This is a genomic window from Marinomonas ushuaiensis DSM 15871, assembly GCF_000521805.1.
Lineage (GTDB): Bacteria > Pseudomonadota > Gammaproteobacteria > Pseudomonadales > Marinomonadaceae > Marinomonas > Marinomonas ushuaiensis.
This window is the reverse complement of the sequence record NZ_JAMB01000017.1, coordinates 33,416-51,034: the sequence shown is the minus strand read 5'-3', so window position 1 is coordinate 51,034 and position 17,619 is coordinate 33,416. Positions and strand designations below refer to the sequence as shown.

Sequence of the window (17,619 nt, the reverse complement as noted above, 5' to 3'; positions counted from 1 at the left end):
CGTCTGTTGGAAATGAAAAGATCGGGCTTGGAAGTGAGAGTGTCTTATTGCTCATTTACTTGCGCTGTCTTGTTCGTAACTTGATGTGTCAGAGTAAATGCCAACAAAGAGGTTCCTCTTTTAGGTAAAAACTGAACAAAAAAGCCCTGATAGAAGAACCGATCAGGGCTGTAGTTATACAGAATAAAGAAATGTAATAAAACTTCAGCTGTTAATAACTTAAGCACTTATCCACTTCATTTGCCACGCCTAGAATAACGGCGACACGTTGGTGAATGGCTTCTGGTTGAATGTCTAAGATTCGTTGAGTGTGTGTATGAGCTTTACCACCAGCTTGCTCTAGCAGCATTGCCATTGGGTTCGCTTCATACATAAGGCGCAGTTTGCCGGCTTTAGCAGGGTCTTTGTTATCCCATGGATAAAGGAAGACGCCGCCACGACAAAGAATGCGGTGTACGTCACCGACCATTGCAGCAACCCAGCGCATGTTGAAGTTCTTATCACGAGAACCGTCTTTGCCTTTTACTAAATCATTCACGTAGTTCTGAATACTGTCAGACCAAAAACGTTGATTAGACATGTTGATAGCAAACTCTTGAGTCTCTTTTGGAATTTGAATATTTTCATGAGTCAATGTGAAGACTTGTTTTGTTGGATCATAAGTGAACATGTTAACACCTTCACCAGTAGTAAGAACTAACATAGTCGAAGGACCGTAAAGTACATACCCGGCAGCGACTTGTTCTTTACCGGGAATCAGGAAATCAGCTTCTGTTGCTGGTTTGTTACCTGTTTGATGGTAGATTGAAAATATGGTGCCGACCATTGCGTTGATGTCGATGTTCGATGATCCATCGAGAGGGTCAAAGGCGATAAAATATTCACCGTTAGTATTAGCCGGAACAATATAGTCTTCTTCTTCTGATGCTATGGCTCTTACTGCTGAGCAGGCTGCTAGCGCATCTTTTAGCATATCGTTAGAAATGACATCTAGCTTTTTCTGTTCTTCTCCTTGAACGTTTTCATTTCCAGCCATGCCTAATATACCAGCCAATGAACCTTGTTTAAGCGCATCAGAAATGGCTATACAAGTGTCAGTGGTTACCGTTAAAACAGTTTGCAATGTTTTCGGTGTGGAGCTCGATGCTAAAACATCAGATAGGTTTTGCATGGTCTGGCATTTCCTTATTATTTAGGGTTGTTGAAATTATGCCATTCTAAATACAGAGTGTCAGCCAAGGTGCTTCTTTAGCGAGAAAATAAATAGGGAAAGCATGATTTTTCGGATAATCTACACAAACTATTAAGAGGAATAGATATGTCTGCGTTTGTTGTATACAACTTAGAGCTTGATGGTCAAGGTGGTGCTACTACGTTATCTGATTCTGATTTACCAGAAACGTTACCAGAACATGGTAATCGTTGGGTACATTTGGATGGTCTTGGTGATGATGGTCGAGAGTGGTTATCAAGTCTAGATGACGTGCCTGATACAGTCGTAGAGGCTTTATTTGCCGAAGAGACTCGTCCACGTACAATCAGAATGGGTAAAGGTTTACTGTTAATACTGCGAGGCGTTAATTTAAACCCTGAATCCAATCCATCGGACATGGTGTCTTTACGTCTCTGGGTAACACCACATTTTATTGTGTCGAGTCGTCGCCGGAAATTATTGTCTGTACAAGATGTTGTGCGAGACCTTTCTAATAATGAAGGCCCAATTAATACCGCCGATATTGTTTCGACTCTGACTGAAACATTAACTGGGCGCATGGCAACTGTGATTACCAGCTTAGAAGATGAGCTAGCCGATTTAGAGGAAAGTATCGGCGAGCAAATCGAAGTTGGTCAGCGCGATTCATTGGTAAAACGACGTCTTGAAATTATTCGTTTGCGACGGTTTTTGGTACCTCAAAAAGAAGCCATCAATAAGTTGTCTCAAGAGTCGTATGCTTGGATGACCACAGAGCAAATTGCCCAAGTTCAGGAAGCCGCTAACGATATTACTCGTTATGTGGAGGGCCTTGAATCGCTGCGTGAACGTTGTTTGTTAATGCAGGAAGAGTTCGCCAACTTACAGGCAGAAAAAATGAATGCTCGAATGTACGTGCTTTCCATTTTGTCAGGTATTTTTATGCCGTTGGGTTTTCTGACCGGATTGTTTGGGATTAATATCGGCGGTATGCCTGGTACAGAGAGTGGTGCTGCATTTTGGTTATTTTGTGCTGCTTTAGTTGTTTTGGGAGGAGGTCAGTTTCTCTTGATGAGAAGAAGTCGTTGGTTCTAATTAATACTATTCAGCATGCAACCCTTCTGAATAAAAGAAGTTGTGCATGCTGCTTAGGTTATCTTTTTAGTGTCTTGATACCATCGTTTGTCGCAATGAGTAAAACATCTGCGGAGCGTTTGGCGAAAAGCCCATTCGTTACCACACCCACAATCCCATCGATGCTTTTTTCTAATGCGATTGGGTCAAGAATTTCTAAGTTGTAAACATCCAATATGTGGTTACCATTATCTGTCACTACACCTTCACGATAAACTGGATCGCCACCAAGCTTAACCAATTCACGAGCAACATGACCGCGCGCCATTGGAATAATCTCAACAGGCAAAGGGAAGTCACCTAATAGACTGACGAGCTTCGATTCATCTGCAATACAAATAAACTCTTCACTGCAAGCGGCGACGATTTTCTCGCGAGTTAATGCGGCACCGCCACCTTTTATCAAATGTAGGTATTCGTTAGATTCATCTGCGCCATCTACGTAGACACGGATCTCATTAACACTGTTTAAATCGTAGACAGGAATCCCATGCTTTTTAAGTCGCTCAGCTGAGGCTTCAGAACTGGCCACTGTACCATCGAAGTCTAGTTTGTGTTTCGCCAGTTCATCAATAAACAAATTCGCTGTCGAGCCTGTTCCAACGCCAACAATAGTGTCAGATTCCAGCATAGGAAGAATGTAATCTACGGCGGCTTTAGCAACCGCTTGCTTGAGTTCGTCTTGATTCATGATGTAAGCCTTTAGTTATTGTTTTTCACAGCGCTTTAGAAAAAAGTCGCCTCTGATGATTAAGATATTATAGGCGCTTCATTTTATGATTGTTACCCTGTTAGATCAGTCTATTGTTGGTATTTATCGACTTTCGCTTTTGTTTTTAGCTAGATCTGTCTTTGCGTGAAGAGGAGTGAAAGAGTATATTTCATGTTCGTTTTTTTGATTCGCAAAGTCCGTCTTTTTTATCGCAGGAAATTTACTGTAATAGAGGTGTTGTAAAGAATAACAACACGGACGGCTTATATTTCGTTTAGGAAGTACTATGCCCCACTCCATGATTAAAAAAATTCTACAGGCGCGCGTTTATGACGTTGCCGTAGAAACACCACTGTCTCGTGCTAATCAATTATCTAATCGATTAGGCAATGAGATTATTTTGAAGAGAGAAGACTTACAACCTGTATTCTCTTTCAAAATTCGTGGGGCATACAACAAAATTTCTCAGTTAACCCCAGAAGAAAGAGCGAAAGGTGTGATTGCCGCTTCCGCTGGTAACCATGCTCAAGGTTTGGCATTAGCCGCAAAAAAGTTGGGTATTCAAGCGACGATTGTTATGCCAGCCACTACGCCAGAAGTGAAAGTCAGTGCAGTGCGAAATCACGGCGCAGAAGTGATTTTATTTGGCGACGCGTTTGATGAAGCATCTGAAAAATCTCGCGAGATCATGGCGAAAACAGGCCAAGTCTATGTTCATCCATTTGATGACTTAGATACTATTGCTGGTCAAGGTACGATTGGCATGGAAATCTTACGTCAGAAAACGGGTCATATTGATGCGATTTTTATTCCTGTTGGCGGTGGCGGTTTAATCGCTGGTGTTTCTGCTTACATTAAATATCTACGCCCTGACATTAAAATAATCGGTGTTGAGCCGGAAGATGCAGCTTGTCTAAAAATCGCATTGGAAAAAGGCAAACCAACGCGTTTGGCTCAAGTTGGTATTTTTGCAGAAGGTGTTGCTGTAGCCGAAATTGGGCAAAACACTTTTAATATTGCCAAAGACACCGTTGATGAAGTGATCACAGTGACGACAGATGAAATGTGTGCGGCGATTAAAGACATCTACGATGACACTCGTGCTATTACTGAACCTGCTGGTGCTTGTGCGTTAGCAGGACTGAAAAAATACATCGAGCGAGAAGGGGCGAAAGGTCAAACCTTAATTGCTATCAATAGTGGCGCGAACGTTAACTTTGACCGCTTACGACATGTTTCAGAACGCGCTGAGTTAGGTGAAAAACGTGAAGCCATTATCGCGGTAAAAATTCCAGAACATCCAGGTAGCTTTAAGGATTTCTGTCAGGCTTTGGTTGGTCGAAGCATTACCGAGTTTAATTACCGATATGGTGATGATAAACAAGCGGTGATCTTTGTCGGAGTCGCTTTGGGTGGTAGTCCTCATAGTCGTAAAGAACTATTGGATGATTTGAAAGATTACGAAATCACTGACTTAACCGACGATGAAACCGCCAAAGTTCATGTTCGTCATATGATTGGTGGTCATTTGCGCAGTGAAAAAGGTGAGTTACTTTATAGTTTTGAATTTCCTGAGCGTCCTGGTGCATTGTTGAAATTCCTTAACATGCTTGGAGGGCAGTGGAATATTTCCATGTTCCATTATCGCAATCATGGTGATGCTTATGGTCGAGTTCTAGTCGGCTTGCAAGCGGCAGGCGAAGAAACCGATGTAACCCATTACTTGGATGAACTGGGTTATCCATATCAAGACGAAAATAACAATGAAGCTTGTAAGCTGTTCTTTCGCTAAAAGCACGAAAATCAGTTATCATTAGCGCCATTATTTTCTTGAATTCAGCCCTCTGATTGCACAAACAATCAGAGGGCTGTGTGATTCTGATGTGTTGCCATTAAAACAACACACACTGTTTAAAGGTCTTCTTTAGTGAATATTCAAACTCTTCTTAATCAACGTATTCAAGCGGCAATGGTTGCCTCTGGCGCATTAGATACGGCACCGGCTTTAGTTCGTCAGTCTGCGAAAGCACAATTTGGTGACTACCAAGCGAATGGCATTATGGGCGCGGCAAAAGCATTGAAAATGAACCCTCGTGATTTTGCTCAATCCACCTTAGAAAAGTTAGATTTATCTGATATTGCTGACAAGATCGAAATCGCTGGACCGGGTTTTATTAATATTTTTCTGAAAAATATCTGGTTAGGCAAAGAGCTTGTTCAGCTTCGCACCAGCGAACGTCTTGATGTGAATGAAGTTACTTCGCCAGAAACCGTTGTCGTGGATTATTCAGCGCCTAACCTTGCGAAAGAGATGCATGTTGGTCATTTACGTTCTACCGTGATTGGTGACGCCGTCGTTCGTACTATGGAGTTTTTGGGTCATAACGTCGTTCGTCAAAACCACGTCGGTGATTGGGGAACCCAATTCGGTATGCTATTGGCGTACATGGAACGTCTTCGAGCTGAAAATACAGAAATCAGCATGGTGTTATCAGACCTTGAAACCTTTTATCGTGCAGCGAAAACCTGTTTTGACGATGACGAAGCTTTTGCAACACGGGCTCGTGAATTGGTTGTTGCATTGCAATCTGGCGATGAAGAGTGCTTGAAGCTTTGGGATGAATTTATCGAGATTTCCTTGCATCACTGTGAAGAAACTTATGCCATGTTGGGTGTCTCTTTAGAGCGTCAGCATGTGATGCCAGAAAGTGCTTATAACGATGATCTACAAAACGTCGTGAATGAGTTAACAGAGCAGGGTTTATTAAAAGAATCTAATGGTGCGCAATGTGTTTTCATGGAAGAATTTGCCAATAAAGAAGGTGAAATCACGCCCGTTATTGTGCAGAAAACCGGTGGTGGCTTTTTATATGCAACAACGGACTTAGCTGCGGTTCGTTTTCGTCAACACACATTGAATGCTGATCGAGTTCTGTATTTTGTTGATGCTCGCCAGTCTTTGCACTTTCAACAAATTTTCACCTTGTCCCGTAAAGCGGGCTTTGTGAAGCCAGAGACTAAATTAGAGCATATGCCATTTGGTACAGTGATGGGCAGCGATGGTAAGCCTTTCAAGACACGTTCTGGTGGTGTCGCGAAATTATCTGCATTATTGGAAGAAGCGCAAGAACGCGCCTATAAATTAGTTGCGTCTAAAAACGAAGATATGGACGAAGAAGAGCTGCGTAACATTGCTCGTGTTGTTGGTATTTCTTCCGTGAAATACGCTGATCTTTCGAAAAATCGTACCAGTGATTATGTTTTTAACTGGGATACCATGTTGAGCTTTGAAGGTAATACAGCACCTTATTTGTTATACGCTTATTCTCGCGTGGCGAGTATTGTAAAACGTTCTGAGATGGATGTAGCGAGCTTAACTGGCAATATTTCAATTATTGCTGATCAAGAACGCGCGTTAGCGGTTAAATTGTGTCAGTTCGAAGAAGCCATTCAGCAAGTCGCGAATGATGGCATGCCACATTTCTTGTGTGCTTACCTATATGATTTAGCGGGTACTTTCATGACATTTTATGAAGCCTGCCCAATTTTGAACGCAGAAGACGATGTGAAACAGAGTCGCCTTCAATTGGCTCTTAATACTGCATCAACATTGAAACTCGGTTTGTCATTATTAGGTATCGAAACACTAGAACGTATGTAATATGTGTTTTACTTAATGAATAAACGAAAGGCGCTTTTTCTTTGTGATAAGCGCCTTTTTTTAGACGTAAAATCAGGTCGAACATTTCGTTTAAAATAAAATTTTAGAAGTAGGAAGAAATCAGATGAAGATTTACATTGCTTACACTGGCGGTACCATTGGCATGGTGCCATCTGAGCAGGGGCTAGTGCCAGATGTGGCCTTTGCAGACCATCTTGCTAAGCAATTGAACGGATTTGATGAACTGACTCATGACTTTGTTATACAGAGCTATCCTGATCTGATCGATTCTTCCAATGCCGCGCCAAAAGATTGGACTATGATTGCTCGTGATATCGACAGCAAATGGCAAGAATTCGACGCATTTATTGTCTTACACGGTACAGACACCATGGCTTATACAGCAGCGGCTTTGTCTTTTATGTTTGCAGACAGTGATAAGTCAATTATCGTTACTGGCTCGCAGGTACCAATGTTTAAAGCTCGAACAGATGCGATGATCAATGTGTTGGGGGCCATCTCAGCCTGTGAAGCGTTTGCTAGTGAAGGGTCCGGCCATGTAGGCGGCGTGTCTTTGTTCTTTGGTGGACGTTTGATTAAAGGCGATCGAGCGCACAAAGGACACACCAGTGACTGGCAAGCATTCAGTTCTCCAAATTGCCCAGAGCGTGGTCTCTTGGGAATTGATTGGTGTTGGCAAGAAAGCTCGCAGGCAGCACCTCCTATGACCGTTCAGATTCCAGAAATGGCGGAAGATGCGGTCACTATTCTTCCTGTTTTTCCTGGCGTACAAGCAGAGCATTGGCAAGGTTTGTTAAACGAGAAAGTGAAAGGTGCCGTGTTATTAAGTTATGGAGCGGGCAATGCTCCAGATAAGAATGCTGACTTACTAGCGCTATTGAAAACCGCTACGGATCGAGGTGTGGTGGTTGTGAATATTAGCCAATGTGGAGCGGGCAGTGTGGTTGCTGGCGCATATGCGGCAGGTTCTGCGCTAGTTGAAGCCGGTGTCACGTCAGGTAAAGATATGACCTACGAAGCGGCGTTTGCTAAGTTGCATTTTCTGATTGGACTGGGCTTAAGCAGTAAAGTAATAAGAGAGTCGTTCTAATAGTAACAAAGCATTTTCCTGTTTTTTTAAAGTTGCTTGTTATCAACTTAACGAGTGTCTATCTAATGTATTTAGCGGAATAAATTTAATGGCGTTTTTATACCTACTTCTAGTGCTCATATGGTCGATGGGTTTTATCACCGGTAAATTCATTGTCGGATTGATTGACCCTAATGTGTATCTGAGCATTCGTTTTGTGTGTGCCGGTTTATTATTCGCAACTATTGCGTTATTGCTGCGTCGACCTTTTCCTAAGTGGAAGGAACTACCTAAGCATATTGTTGCTGGTATGTTGATGAATGGCTTTTATCTCGGTTTCGCTTATGTTGCTATCGCCAAAGGATTACCGGCAGGAATCATGGCGCTAATTGGCGCATTACAACCCGCTCTCGTTACCTTGTTGGCATTCTTATTGATAAAAGAGAAAACCTCTTTTAAAGGCATTATCGGAATATTTGTCGGTATGTTTGGTTTGCTGTTGGTCGTTAGCCCAGCATTAAACATAGGCAGTGGTGGTGTTTCTGTACTCACTTTGGTACTCGCTTGTACCGCGATATTAGCGCTTTCTCTTGGCGTCACTTATCAAAAAATGTCTATTTCATCGTCTGATATTTTCAGTTCCATGGCGGTGCAGAACCTTGCGGCTAGTGTCGTTTCCTGCGGTTTTATGCTTTTCCTTGGTGAACAGTTATTTGTTATGCAATGGCAGTCTTTTGCACTGGTTGTGTGGGGTGTTCTTGTATTGTCGGGCTGTGGGGTTTTCTTAATGGTTTTTCTACTGAGAAAAACCAAAGCGTCTCAAGTATCTACCATGTTATTGCTCGCACCACCTTTGGCGGCGGTAGAAAGCTATTTCTTGTTTAGAGAGTCGATGACCATGATTCAAATAGTGGGCTTTGTGGTGACTATTGGGGGTGTTTACTTGAGCAGGGCGAAAGCTAGTTAGACAGTTTCTTTTCTAACATTCTCAATCTTGCTTCTGTTCGATCAAGTTGCGTACCAAACTTCTCTAAGTTATCGATGTGGTGTTCGATTTCAATCTTGCTCGGTAAAAGTTGGCTGTCTGTTTGTAAGTGGTTCACAAGCTGAATGCGGGCATTGGTGGTGAACTCTTTGCTCCATGACCATTGCGTACGCAGTAAACGCGCCAAGGTTGAAGCGGGTAAGTCGCCGATATAGTCGGCTAGTAAACCTTCCCAATCGAACTCGAAATTCTCCATGACTTTATGCAGTGTCATCAAGGCTTGTGCATTGCCTTGAATGCGTAGGTCACCATCAAAAAAGCCGTCGCCTTCGAGTAATTTTCTATAGGCTGAACTTGGGCCTTGTACTAATGTGTCGAGGCGCGAGTCGAGTTCTACTTCGTCTAAACTTTCTGGACGATGCAGCATGACGCCTTGTTCAAGAATATGGATTTGTAAAATGAAGGAAAAGTCTTCGATATACAGAAAAACCTGTTGTCCCGCTAACTTAGTCAGACGATCTTGAGAAGGCGTGTCTTGTTTTAAGGCAAGATTGATAGCACTTTCAATAGCGCTGATTGCTGACAAGCTAAGTGAACCCATGAGGCTTTCCTGATAATGGTTTGAAACAGCGATTTAAAGCTGATGAATTTGAATAACCGAAGTGTCCCGCGTCTGACCTTCTTTTTCAAGGCGGTCTAGATACATTTGCCAAAGTTCATCATGGTTTTTGCCTAAGTTGTAGAGATACTCCCATGTATAAAGACCTGTGTCGTGACCATCATCAAAGGAAATTTTCAGCGCATAATTACCCGCGCCTTCCACGTTGTTCACTTTTACATCTTTTTTTCCATACTGGAGGATTGGCATTTGCATACCGTGTCCACGAACTTCTGCCGAAGGCGAGTGAATACGCAGATATTCAGCACTTAGGCGAAAGCTTTGACCGTCAGCAAAGATCAACGCCAACTCACGAGACTGCTTGTGATAGTGAATGTGTGTTGGCGTCGGTGTTGCCATAATGGTTTCCTACAGAATGTATTGGCTTAAGTCTTCATTTTCAGCGATTTCACCCAGTTGCTCGTCTACGTAAGCGGCTGTGATATCAATCGTTTGATCATCTGGCATATCGCTGGCAGAGTAAGACACTTCTTCTAACAAGCGCTCTAGCACCGTGTGTAAACGACGGGCACCGATGTTTTCAGTACGTTCATTTACTTGGAAAGCAATCTCAGCAAGACGGTGAATGCCTTCTTCGGTGAAATTTAAATTGATGTTCTCGGTTTTAGCCAAAGCAACATATTGTTTCGTTAGTGATGCGCTTGGTTCAACCAAAATGCGTTTGAAGTCATCCACGGTAAGCGCATCTAGCTCGACACGAATCGGTAAGCGACCTTGTAGTTCAGGAATCAAATCTGATGGTTTAGACAGGTGGAATGCACCAGACGCGATAAATAAAATGTGGTCGGTTTTCACCATACCGTATTTTGTGCTCACGGTACAACCTTCAACCAAAGGCAATAAATCACGCTGTACACCTTCACGAGACACTTCGCCACCTGAGCGTTCAGAGCTTTTTGCGACCTTATCGATCTCGTCTAAGAACACAATACCGTTCTGTTCCACTGAATCAACCGCTCGTGCTTTTAGCTCTTCTTCGTTGACTAATTTAGCCGCTTCTTCATCACGAATTTGGCGCAAAGCGTCTTTAACTTTCATTTTACGCTTTTTGGTTTTGTTCGAACCAAAGCTAGAAAACATGTTTTGTAACTGGCTGGTCATTTCTTCCATACCAGGTGGCGTCATGATTTCTACACCAACTGGCGTATCTGTAACGTCTATGTCTATTTCTTTGTCATCAAGCTGACCTTCCCGTAGTTTTTTACGGAAAGTCTGACGAGTACTGTTGTCTTCTAATTCTGGATCACCGCCACGAGCAGGAGGTAACAAGACATCGAGAATGCGATCTTCAGCGGCGTCTTCGGCTTTATGACGTAGCTTCGCAGTTTCTTGTTCACGAAGCATTTTGATTGCCATTTCGACTAGATCACGAATGATAGATTCGACGTCGCGGCCTACGTAACCGACTTCGGTAAACTTAGTGGCTTCGATTTTAATAAAAGGTGCGTTTGATAATTTAGCCAGACGACGAGCAATCTCGGTTTTACCCACACCTGTTGGCCCAATCATGAGGATATTTTTTGGTGTTACTTCTGCGCGCATTTCTTCAGGAAGTTGCATGCGACGCCAGCGGTTACGTAGTGCAATGGCTACCGCGCGTTTGGCTTTTTGTTGGCCAATAATATGCTTATCTAAGGCGTTAACCGTCTCTCTTGGGGTCATGTTGCTCATATTCATTCTCTTTATGTTCTTGAGTGTTCAAGTGCTTATTTAGCGTATTTTGGTGTTTGCACCTGTTAGTTCGTTGCAGCGGACTTGTCTTCAATTTGTGGATCGATGGTGATTTCTTCGACCGTTAAGCTGTGGTTTGTGAAGACACAAATATCGGCTGCGATGTTAAGGCTTTTCTCAACTATGTCTTTTGCAGAAAGCTCTGTGTTATCGATCAAAGCACGTGCTGCAGCTTCGGCATAATTGCCACCTGAACCGATAGCCAGTGCACCATGCTGAGGTTCAACAACGTCGCCTGTGCCTGTGATGATTAAGGTGCTTTCTTTATTTGCGACGATCAGCATAGCTTCTAGCTTGCGTAGAGCTCTGTCTGAACGCCAATCTTTAGCAAGGTCTACCGCAGCACGAACGAGATGGCCTTGATGCTTTTCAAGCTGACCTTCGAATCGTTCGAATAAAGTGAATGCATCGGCCGTGCCGCCTGCGAATCCAGCAATGACTTCACCGTGATATAAACGGCGCACTTTACGAGCATTGCCTTTCATAACGGTGTTGCCTAGAGAAACTTGTCCATCGCCGCCTACGACGACTTGGTTGCCTTTACGTACAGTAAGAATCGTTGTCATGGTTTACTCCAGTTTCGATACTAACGAAATGGGGACGAGCGAAGGGATTTCAAGCGAAGATTGCACATAGAAGAGGTTTTCACATTCTGTGTGCATTGCAATTAATGGTTGTAATTGCTCTTGCTCGGTTTTATTACTCTTTTGGGATTTTATAAGAATAAGGGGATATTTCCATTGAAACGAGTTTGTCTTCTGCTCGATTCATTTTCGAACGTGACTCATAAGGCCCAAGGGTCACTCGATACCAAGGCTGCTCATTTTCACCGATGGTTTTACGAACGCTGGCTTCAACCAAACCTGATAAAATCAAATTGGCGCGCATACGATCTGCGTCTTCTGGACTTCGAAACGATGCAGCTTGAAGCATGTAATAAAAATCTTGCTCACCACGAGGTGTTGATTGATAAGCATCTACATGGCTGGTATCAACTTTACTGTCTTGAAGTATTTGATAAAACTCGAACGTGTCTTTATTTGGCGTGGCTTTGGCAGCCGGCTCTGCTTTCACTTTTGGTTGTACCTTAGGTGCTATTGGTTTGGGCTGCACTTGAGGTTTTGTAATTGGTGCTGGTTTTGTTTTTGGTTCAACTTGACTAAGTTGTGTCAATCCATAAATAAAAGCTATCAAAATAATAGGTACTAAAAGCCATAACCACCATGGCGTTTTACGCTTTGGCGGTGGAGAAGATCGACGAGTCGCGCCTTTTTTCGGACGACTGTTTTTTGCTGCAATTTGAATGGGATTAAACATAGTTTGGGCTTTTAGCTTTTATAAGTTGAGACACCGTGTGCAATGCGCACATTATGCTTGCTTGATTAGTAAGTTTCCAGTGGATCAACGTCAATAGCAAAACGAATTTTGTGTTGTCTTGTTGACTGTTCTAGCCATTGAGTGATCATCTGGGTCGCTTGATGTAAAGGGCCGCGGTGTGGAGACTTAATGGATACGAGAGCTCTATGTTGTCCTGCCTTGCGTACAATGATGGCGGCATAAGGGCCAACAAGATAGACCTCTTTTGAAAAATAAGGTTCTAGGTCGTTTCTCATCGCTGCTAAAAGCTGCATGGCTTCCTGTTCGTTGCTAGATTCTGCGCGAATAATGACTTGATGATAAAAGGGCGGCAGCGATAAGGACTTACGTTCTGCTAAACCATCAATGGCAAAATGTTCGTAGCCAAGGTTGCATAAGCATTCTATGGCAGCATGATCCGGATGGTAGGTTTGCAATAATACGTGGCCTGGTTTTTTCGCCCGGCCAGCTCGACCTGCGACCTGAGTGATTAGTTGTGCGGTTCGTTCCATGCCTCGAAAATCAGATGAGAAAAGTCCCGCATCCGCATCCATAATGATCACTAAGGTTACATTGGGAAAGTGATGGCCTTTGGCGAGCATTTGAGTACCAATAAGGATTGCTTGATCATGCTCATGAATTTTTTGCGTTAGCTTTGCCATTGCCGATTTGCGCTGGGTACTGTCTCTATCGATTCGTAAGATAGGCGTGTCTTTAAAAAGCGTGTGCAGTTGAGTTTCTATCTGTTCTGTTCCTTCGCCGACGGTGAAGAGTTCTTCTGACTGACATTCTGGGCAAGTATGCAGTAAGGCTTTTTGTGTATCACAGTGGTGACAATGCAGTTTGTTCGCGCGTTTGTGAACGGTGAGATTCACATCGCAATGATCACATGCGGCAATCCAACCACATTGATGACACATAAGTGTTGGTGCGTAACCTCGGCGGTTTAAGAATACGAGTACCTGTTCTTTACGTTCTAAACACAATTTGATGCTGGCAAGAGCATATTCACTGAAGCCGTGAATCAAGGTTTTTCCTCGAAGGTCTACGCGTTCCATTTCTGGAATATGAGCATTTCCGGCACGTTTTCTAAGTTTTAACCAAGTGAATTTCTTTTGTAGAGCGTTGGTTAAACTTTCATAGGAGGGTGTTGCTGATGCCAGTAAAACTGGAATATCAAGCGACTGAGCACGTTTGATCGCAAGATCACGGGCGTGATAGCGAAAACCTTCGTGTTGCTTATAAGAAGTATCGTGTTCTTCATCGATAACAATAAGGCCAAGGTTCGGTGCGGGAATAAAAGCGGATGAACGTGTGCCGATAATGATTTTTGCATGCCCATTCGCGGCCAATAGCCAAGCATCTAAGCGCTCTCTATCACTCATGTTGGAATGCATTAATACGATGTCAGTATTAAAGCGGATTTCGAAGCGTTTGAGAGTCTGAGGAGTTAGGCCAATTTCTGGCACCATGACGAGAATTTGTTTGCCTTCATCTATAAGGCGTTCCATGACGCGTAAGAATACTTCAGTTTTACCGCTGCCCGTGACGCCATCTAATAACGCCACATTGAAATGACTTCTATGATCGAGAAGTTCTTCTGTGGCGATGGTTTGTTCAGGGTTTAGCGTAGGTGGAACTTGCATCTGGTGAGCGTGTTTTTCTCCACTTTTATTAAAGGAGCGAGGTTCTCTGCGTAGCAGACCTTTTTCTTCTAGCGTTTTTCCTGCTGCAGGGGCAAGATCTAAAACAGAAGCAGCGTGTTGGCTCAATCCATTTGGGTGCTGCTGAACAGCCTTTAAGAAATCTTGCTGTCGAGGCGCTCGGCTTAATTGATCAAGAGCAAGGTTTTGACCTTCCTGAGTGGTTAGCCACCAATTTTCTGTACGAAATTCAGCATTTTCCCCTTTTCGCAAGAGAACGGGCAGAGCGTGAAAAATCACATCGCCAATAGGGTGATGATAATAACGTGCGGCCCATTCGCACAGCGCCATCAGTTCTTCTGTAATAACAGAGCTTTCATCGCATAATGAGGTAAGGGGTTTGACTTGTTCAGGATCCCAATCGCTGGTTTCACTTAAAGAAACAATAACACCGAGACGACTGCTTTTTCCAAAAGGTACCTTGATTCGCATTCCTGGTTTTAATGTATGCCTTAGGGCGATGGCCTTTGGTACTTTATAGTCAAATAAAGTGCGCATAGGTACAGGTAAAGCGACCTTGATGAAAGGATAAGGAGTAAGAAGCGCCTCTTGCATGCGTTAGGTTAAACCCTTGTTTAATGAAAGCAGAAAATTTAATAAAGCAGAAAAAATAGAATATCGAGTAATGAATTAAGTGTACGACAGAGTGGTGGTTCGGTGCGAGGGACAATTTTATTAAAAAGGCACGAGAAAGTGTGGCATTTATAAGGATAGAGTAATAAAAAAGTTGCTTATTTTACGATTCATCAATAAAGTAGGCAGTTCTTAAAACTGCGGTACAATTTCTGTACAGCAAACCGTGCGGTGCTTGGCAGGTAATTTATTACCCATTTCTATTGATCAAGTGGCGGCACATAATACCAAAGGTAAATACAATGAAAAAAGATATTCATCCAGCTTACTCTGCGCTTACTGCAACTTGTACTTGTGGTAACACTCTAAATCTTAACTCGACTGCAGGCAAAGACATGCACCTTGATGTATGCGGCAACTGCCACCCTTTCTACACAGGCCAGCAAAAAATGTTGGATACTGGTGGTCGTGTTGATCGCTTTAACAAGCGTTTCGGAGCACGTCGTACTACTGCTCAATAAGCAGTGGAATGATTGTGAACGCACTAAAAAAGCGCCAAGTTTTCTTGGCGCTTTTTTTGTTTTTGTCCTTCTCGATTCAAGCCGCCGAACTATGCAGGGCAACCGGTGAACTTGAAAAAGCTAAAATTAAAAGAGTGGTGGATGGGGATACAATACACCTAGTCGATGGGCGTAAGGTTCGTTTGGTAGGAATAGACACACCAGAGCTAGATCATAAGCATGGTCGTCATGATCCTTATGCCGTTGAAGCGACAACGTTTCTTCGTTCACTTGTTGATCAGTTTGTTTATATTCAAGAAGCAAGAAGTGGCCAAGACAGATACGGTCGGTACTTATATTACCTTTTTGATAAAGATCGTATTTCACTAACAAGTCAGCTACTATCCGAAGGACTTGGTTATCGTATTGCAGTACCTCCTAATTTGGCATATCAAGTGTGCTTTGAAGGCGCTGAAACCAAAGCCCGCAGTGCACATAAAGGATTATGGCAGCAAACCTTGCAATGGCAGCCAAAAGCTGGATTTGCAATATCTCGTGTCACCATCACATCTGTTACTAAGAACCGAGGCGGTTGGTGGTTAGAAACCAATCTGGATCTAGTGATCAATTTGTCATCCTCTGCCATGGATTATTGGCCTGCCCAAAAAGTGTTTTATCTTGAAGGTAAGGAAATAGAGGTGCGAGGTTGGCAACATCAAAGAAGAAATAGTAAGGCAATATTTAAGTCTTGGGTGCTTTCTGTAAGGCATCCTAATGATTTGTCGGAGATCAAATCTTCTATTCATCATTAAGTGATAGAATATTGCTATGGTTTCATACTTTAAAGAGTTGTGTAGATCGACTATTCTTATGAGACAGAATGATAAGGTTCCGTTTTCGAGACTTTTAGGAGTTTAGAAACAAGGACCAGTTTGGCTATATAAAACTAATTAATAACACCAAATAGACGGAAACATCACAATGGCAGAAGATATTATGCAAGCTGCACTGGACTACCATGAGTATCCAGTTCCAGGCAAACTGAGCGTTACTATTACTAAACCAACGGCCACCGCCCGTGACCTTTCTCTAGCTTATAGCCCAGGTGTGGCTGAGCCTTGTCGTGAAATCGCAAAAGATCCAGAAAATGCTTACCGTTACACAGGTAAGGGTAATCTGGTTGCTGTTATTTCTGACGGTTCTGCAATCCTTGGTCTGGGTAATCTAGGACCATTAGCAAGTAAACCAGTAATGGAAGGTAAGGGTTTATTGTTTAAACGCTTTGCTGGTATTAACTCTGTTGATGTAGAAGTCGAATCCGAAAGCCCACAAGCTTTTATTGATACTGTTGCTCGTATTGCTAACACCTACGGTGGCATTAATTTGGAAGACATCAAAGCGCCTGAGTGCTTTGAAATCGAACGTCAATTGATTGAGCGTTGTTCTATTCCTGTTTTCCATGATGATCAACATGGTACGGCGATTGTGACGGCGGCAGGTTTGTTAAATGCGCTTGAACTTCAAGGTAAAAACATTGCTGATGCAAAAATCGTTTGCCTAGGTGCTGGAGCCGCAGCAACAGCGTGTATGAAGCTGATTATTGCTTGTGGTGCACAACGTGAAAACATTTTTGTTCTTGACCGTAAGGGGGTGATTCACTCTGGTCGTGACGATTTGAATCAGTTTAAAGCTATGTTTGCTATCGACACTGACAAACGTACATTGGATGATGCTATTGATGGTGCTGATGTTTTCATTGGTGTATCTGGCCCTGATTTGTTCTCTGCTGATCAGCTTAGTAAAATGGCAGCGAATCCAATTGTTTTCGCTTGTTCAAATCCTGATCCAGAAATTAATCCTGAGTTGGCTCGTGCCACTCGTGATGACTTGATCATGGCGACGGGGCGTTCTGACTACCCTAACCAAGTAAATAACGTACTTGGCTTTCCTTTCATCTTCCGTGGTGCATTAGATGTTCGCGCTACTAAGATTAACGAAGAAATGAAAGTGGCAGCGGTTCATGCATTGAAAGATCTTGCAAAAGAAGCAGCGCCAGCCGATGTTGTTGCAGCATATGGTGGCACTGCATTGAGTTTCGGTAAAGAATACATCTTGCCAAAACCAATGGATGCTCGTCTTCTTAATGTGGTTTCTGCAGCGGTTGCTCGTGCCGCAGTAGACTCTGGTGTGGCAATGCTTCCATACCCAGATTTTTACCCGCTTGAGAATCTTGATCACTTCGGTGCTTAAGTAAAAATATGGTTTTAAAAAAGGCGATACCTGAATCAGGTATCGCCTTTTTT

At 43.0% G+C, this 17,619-nt stretch carries 16 protein-coding genes; 8 read left to right on the top strand and 8 right to left on the bottom strand.

Annotated features, from left to right (window positions below):
• Positions 1-211: 211 nt before the first annotated feature.
• Positions 212-1,171: a class 1 fructose-bisphosphatase gene (locus MUS1_RS14290; protein WP_036163635.1), complete on the bottom strand. Its 960-nt coding sequence runs from the start codon at positions 1,169-1,171 to the stop codon at positions 212-214.
• Positions 1,172-1,318: 147 nt separating this feature from the next.
• On the opposite strand from MUS1_RS14290, the gene MUS1_RS14285 reads away from it, so the two are divergent.
• Entirely contained in the window at positions 1,319-2,287 is a 969-nt protein-coding gene (locus tag MUS1_RS14285) for a zinc transporter ZntB (protein ID WP_036163633.1), read from the top strand.
• 58 nt (positions 2,288-2,345) lie between these two features.
• On the opposite strand, the gene rpiA is transcribed toward MUS1_RS14285, so the two are convergent.
• Positions 2,346-3,017, bottom strand: coding sequence for a ribose-5-phosphate isomerase RpiA (gene rpiA, locus MUS1_RS14280; RefSeq protein ID WP_036163632.1), 672 nt, complete (start codon positions 3,015-3,017; stop codon positions 2,346-2,348).
• 307 nt (positions 3,018-3,324) lie between these two features.
• On the opposite strand from rpiA, the gene ilvA reads away from it, so the two are divergent.
• The 4 genes from ilvA (at position 3,325) to MUS1_RS14260 (ending at position 8,756) form a co-directional block, all read left to right on the top strand.
• The gene (gene ilvA, locus MUS1_RS14275) at positions 3,325-4,830 is read left to right on the top strand and encodes a threonine ammonia-lyase, biosynthetic (RefSeq protein ID WP_036163631.1); all 1,506 of its coding nucleotides are present in this window, start codon (positions 3,325-3,327) and stop codon (positions 4,828-4,830) included.
• A gap of 135 nt (positions 4,831-4,965) precedes the next feature.
• Positions 4,966-6,699 (top strand): arginine--tRNA ligase, encoded by a 1,734-nt coding sequence (gene argS, locus MUS1_RS14270; RefSeq protein WP_036163630.1) that lies wholly within the window; start codon positions 4,966-4,968, stop codon positions 6,697-6,699.
• Positions 6,700-6,823: 124 nt separating this feature from the next.
• Positions 6,824-7,810, top strand: a complete 987-nt coding sequence (locus MUS1_RS14265) for an asparaginase domain-containing protein (RefSeq protein WP_036163628.1) — start codon at positions 6,824-6,826, stop codon at positions 7,808-7,810.
• 88 nt (positions 7,811-7,898) lie between these two features.
• Positions 7,899-8,756: a DMT family transporter gene (locus MUS1_RS14260; protein WP_036163627.1), complete on the top strand. Its 858-nt coding sequence runs from the start codon at positions 7,899-7,901 to the stop codon at positions 8,754-8,756.
• Here MUS1_RS14260 and MUS1_RS14255 read toward each other — a convergent pair.
• The 6 genes from MUS1_RS14255 to MUS1_RS14230 form a co-directional block, all read right to left on the bottom strand.
• Complete coding sequence (locus MUS1_RS14255) at positions 8,749-9,375, bottom strand: ubiquinone biosynthesis accessory factor UbiJ (protein ID WP_036163626.1); 627 nt, start codon at positions 9,373-9,375, stop codon at positions 8,749-8,751. The two genes, MUS1_RS14260 and MUS1_RS14255, sit on opposite strands and share 8 nt — an antisense overlap.
• A 33-nt stretch (positions 9,376-9,408) precedes the next feature.
• Entirely contained in the window at positions 9,409-9,792 is a 384-nt protein-coding gene (locus MUS1_RS14250; RefSeq protein WP_036163625.1) for a gamma-butyrobetaine hydroxylase family protein, read from the bottom strand.
• A gap of 9 nt (positions 9,793-9,801) precedes the next feature.
• Positions 9,802-11,124, bottom strand: a complete 1,323-nt coding sequence (gene hslU / locus MUS1_RS14245; RefSeq protein WP_036163624.1) for an ATP-dependent protease ATPase subunit HslU — start codon at positions 11,122-11,124, stop codon at positions 9,802-9,804.
• Positions 11,125-11,189: 65 nt separating this feature from the next.
• Positions 11,190-11,750 carry an ATP-dependent protease subunit HslV gene (gene hslV, locus MUS1_RS14240; protein ID WP_036163623.1) on the bottom strand — a complete coding sequence of 187 codons (561 nt, stop codon included), beginning with the start codon at positions 11,748-11,750 and terminating at the stop codon, positions 11,190-11,192.
• A 133-nt stretch (positions 11,751-11,883) separates the two neighbouring features.
• On the bottom strand, positions 11,884-12,501 hold the full coding sequence (locus tag MUS1_RS14235) for an SPOR domain-containing protein (RefSeq protein WP_036163621.1): 618 nt from the start codon (positions 12,499-12,501) through the stop codon (positions 11,884-11,886).
• A gap of 65 nt (positions 12,502-12,566) precedes the next feature.
• Positions 12,567-14,798 carry a primosomal protein N' gene (locus tag MUS1_RS14230; protein WP_036163619.1) on the bottom strand — a complete coding sequence of 744 codons (2,232 nt, stop codon included), beginning with the start codon at positions 14,796-14,798 and terminating at the stop codon, positions 12,567-12,569.
• 320 nt (positions 14,799-15,118) lie between these two features.
• Between MUS1_RS14230 and rpmE the strand changes: the two genes are divergently transcribed.
• From rpmE to MUS1_RS14215, 3 genes are all read left to right on the top strand, one after another.
• Positions 15,119-15,337 carry a 50S ribosomal protein L31 gene (rpmE, locus tag MUS1_RS14225; RefSeq protein WP_036163617.1) on the top strand — a complete coding sequence of 73 codons (219 nt, stop codon included), beginning with the start codon at positions 15,119-15,121 and terminating at the stop codon, positions 15,335-15,337.
• Positions 15,338-15,345: 8 nt separating this feature from the next.
• Positions 15,346-16,128 (top strand): thermonuclease family protein, encoded by a 783-nt coding sequence (locus MUS1_RS14220; RefSeq protein ID WP_036163616.1) that lies wholly within the window; start codon positions 15,346-15,348, stop codon positions 16,126-16,128.
• A 169-nt stretch (positions 16,129-16,297) separates the two neighbouring features.
• A complete protein-coding gene (locus MUS1_RS14215) occupies positions 16,298-17,566 on the top strand; it encodes a malic enzyme-like NAD(P)-binding protein (RefSeq protein WP_036163615.1) in 1,269 nt (422 codons plus the stop codon).
• Positions 17,567-17,619 lie beyond the last annotated feature (53 nt).

Bases quoted from the DNA above. Each gene is read 5' to 3' on its own strand.
- MUS1_RS14290 (WP_036163635.1), bottom strand. From the start codon at position 1,171: ATGCAAAACCTATCTGATGTTTTAGCATCGAGCTCCACACCGAAAACA.
- MUS1_RS14285 (WP_036163633.1), top strand. From the start codon at position 1,319: ATGTCTGCGTTTGTTGTATACAACTTAGAGCTTGATGGTCAAGGTGGT.
- rpiA (WP_036163632.1), bottom strand. From the start codon at position 3,017: ATGAATCAAGACGAACTCAAGCAAGCGGTTGCTAAAGCCGCCGTAGAT.
- ilvA (WP_036163631.1), top strand. From the start codon at position 3,325: ATGCCCCACTCCATGATTAAAAAAATTCTACAGGCGCGCGTTTATGAC.
- MUS1_RS14265 (WP_036163628.1), top strand. From the start codon at position 6,824: ATGAAGATTTACATTGCTTACACTGGCGGTACCATTGGCATGGTGCCA.
- MUS1_RS14260 (WP_036163627.1), top strand. From the start codon at position 7,899: ATGGCGTTTTTATACCTACTTCTAGTGCTCATATGGTCGATGGGTTTT.
- MUS1_RS14255 (WP_036163626.1), bottom strand. From the start codon at position 9,375: ATGGGTTCACTTAGCTTGTCAGCAATCAGCGCTATTGAAAGTGCTATC.
- MUS1_RS14250 (WP_036163625.1), bottom strand. From the start codon at position 9,792: ATGGCAACACCGACGCCAACACACATTCACTATCACAAGCAGTCTCGT.
- hslU (WP_036163624.1), bottom strand. From the start codon at position 11,124: ATGAGCAACATGACCCCAAGAGAGACGGTTAACGCCTTAGATAAGCAT.
- hslV (WP_036163623.1), bottom strand. From the start codon at position 11,750: ATGACAACGATTCTTACTGTACGTAAAGGCAACCAAGTCGTCGTAGGC.
- MUS1_RS14235 (WP_036163621.1), bottom strand. From the start codon at position 12,501: ATGTTTAATCCCATTCAAATTGCAGCAAAAAACAGTCGTCCGAAAAAA.
- MUS1_RS14230 (WP_036163619.1), bottom strand. From the start codon at position 14,798: ATGCAAGAGGCGCTTCTTACTCCTTATCCTTTCATCAAGGTCGCTTTA.
- rpmE (WP_036163617.1), top strand. From the start codon at position 15,119: ATGAAAAAAGATATTCATCCAGCTTACTCTGCGCTTACTGCAACTTGT.
- MUS1_RS14220 (WP_036163616.1), top strand. From the start codon at position 15,346: ATGATTGTGAACGCACTAAAAAAGCGCCAAGTTTTCTTGGCGCTTTTT.
- MUS1_RS14215 (WP_036163615.1), top strand. From the start codon at position 16,298: ATGGCAGAAGATATTATGCAAGCTGCACTGGACTACCATGAGTATCCA.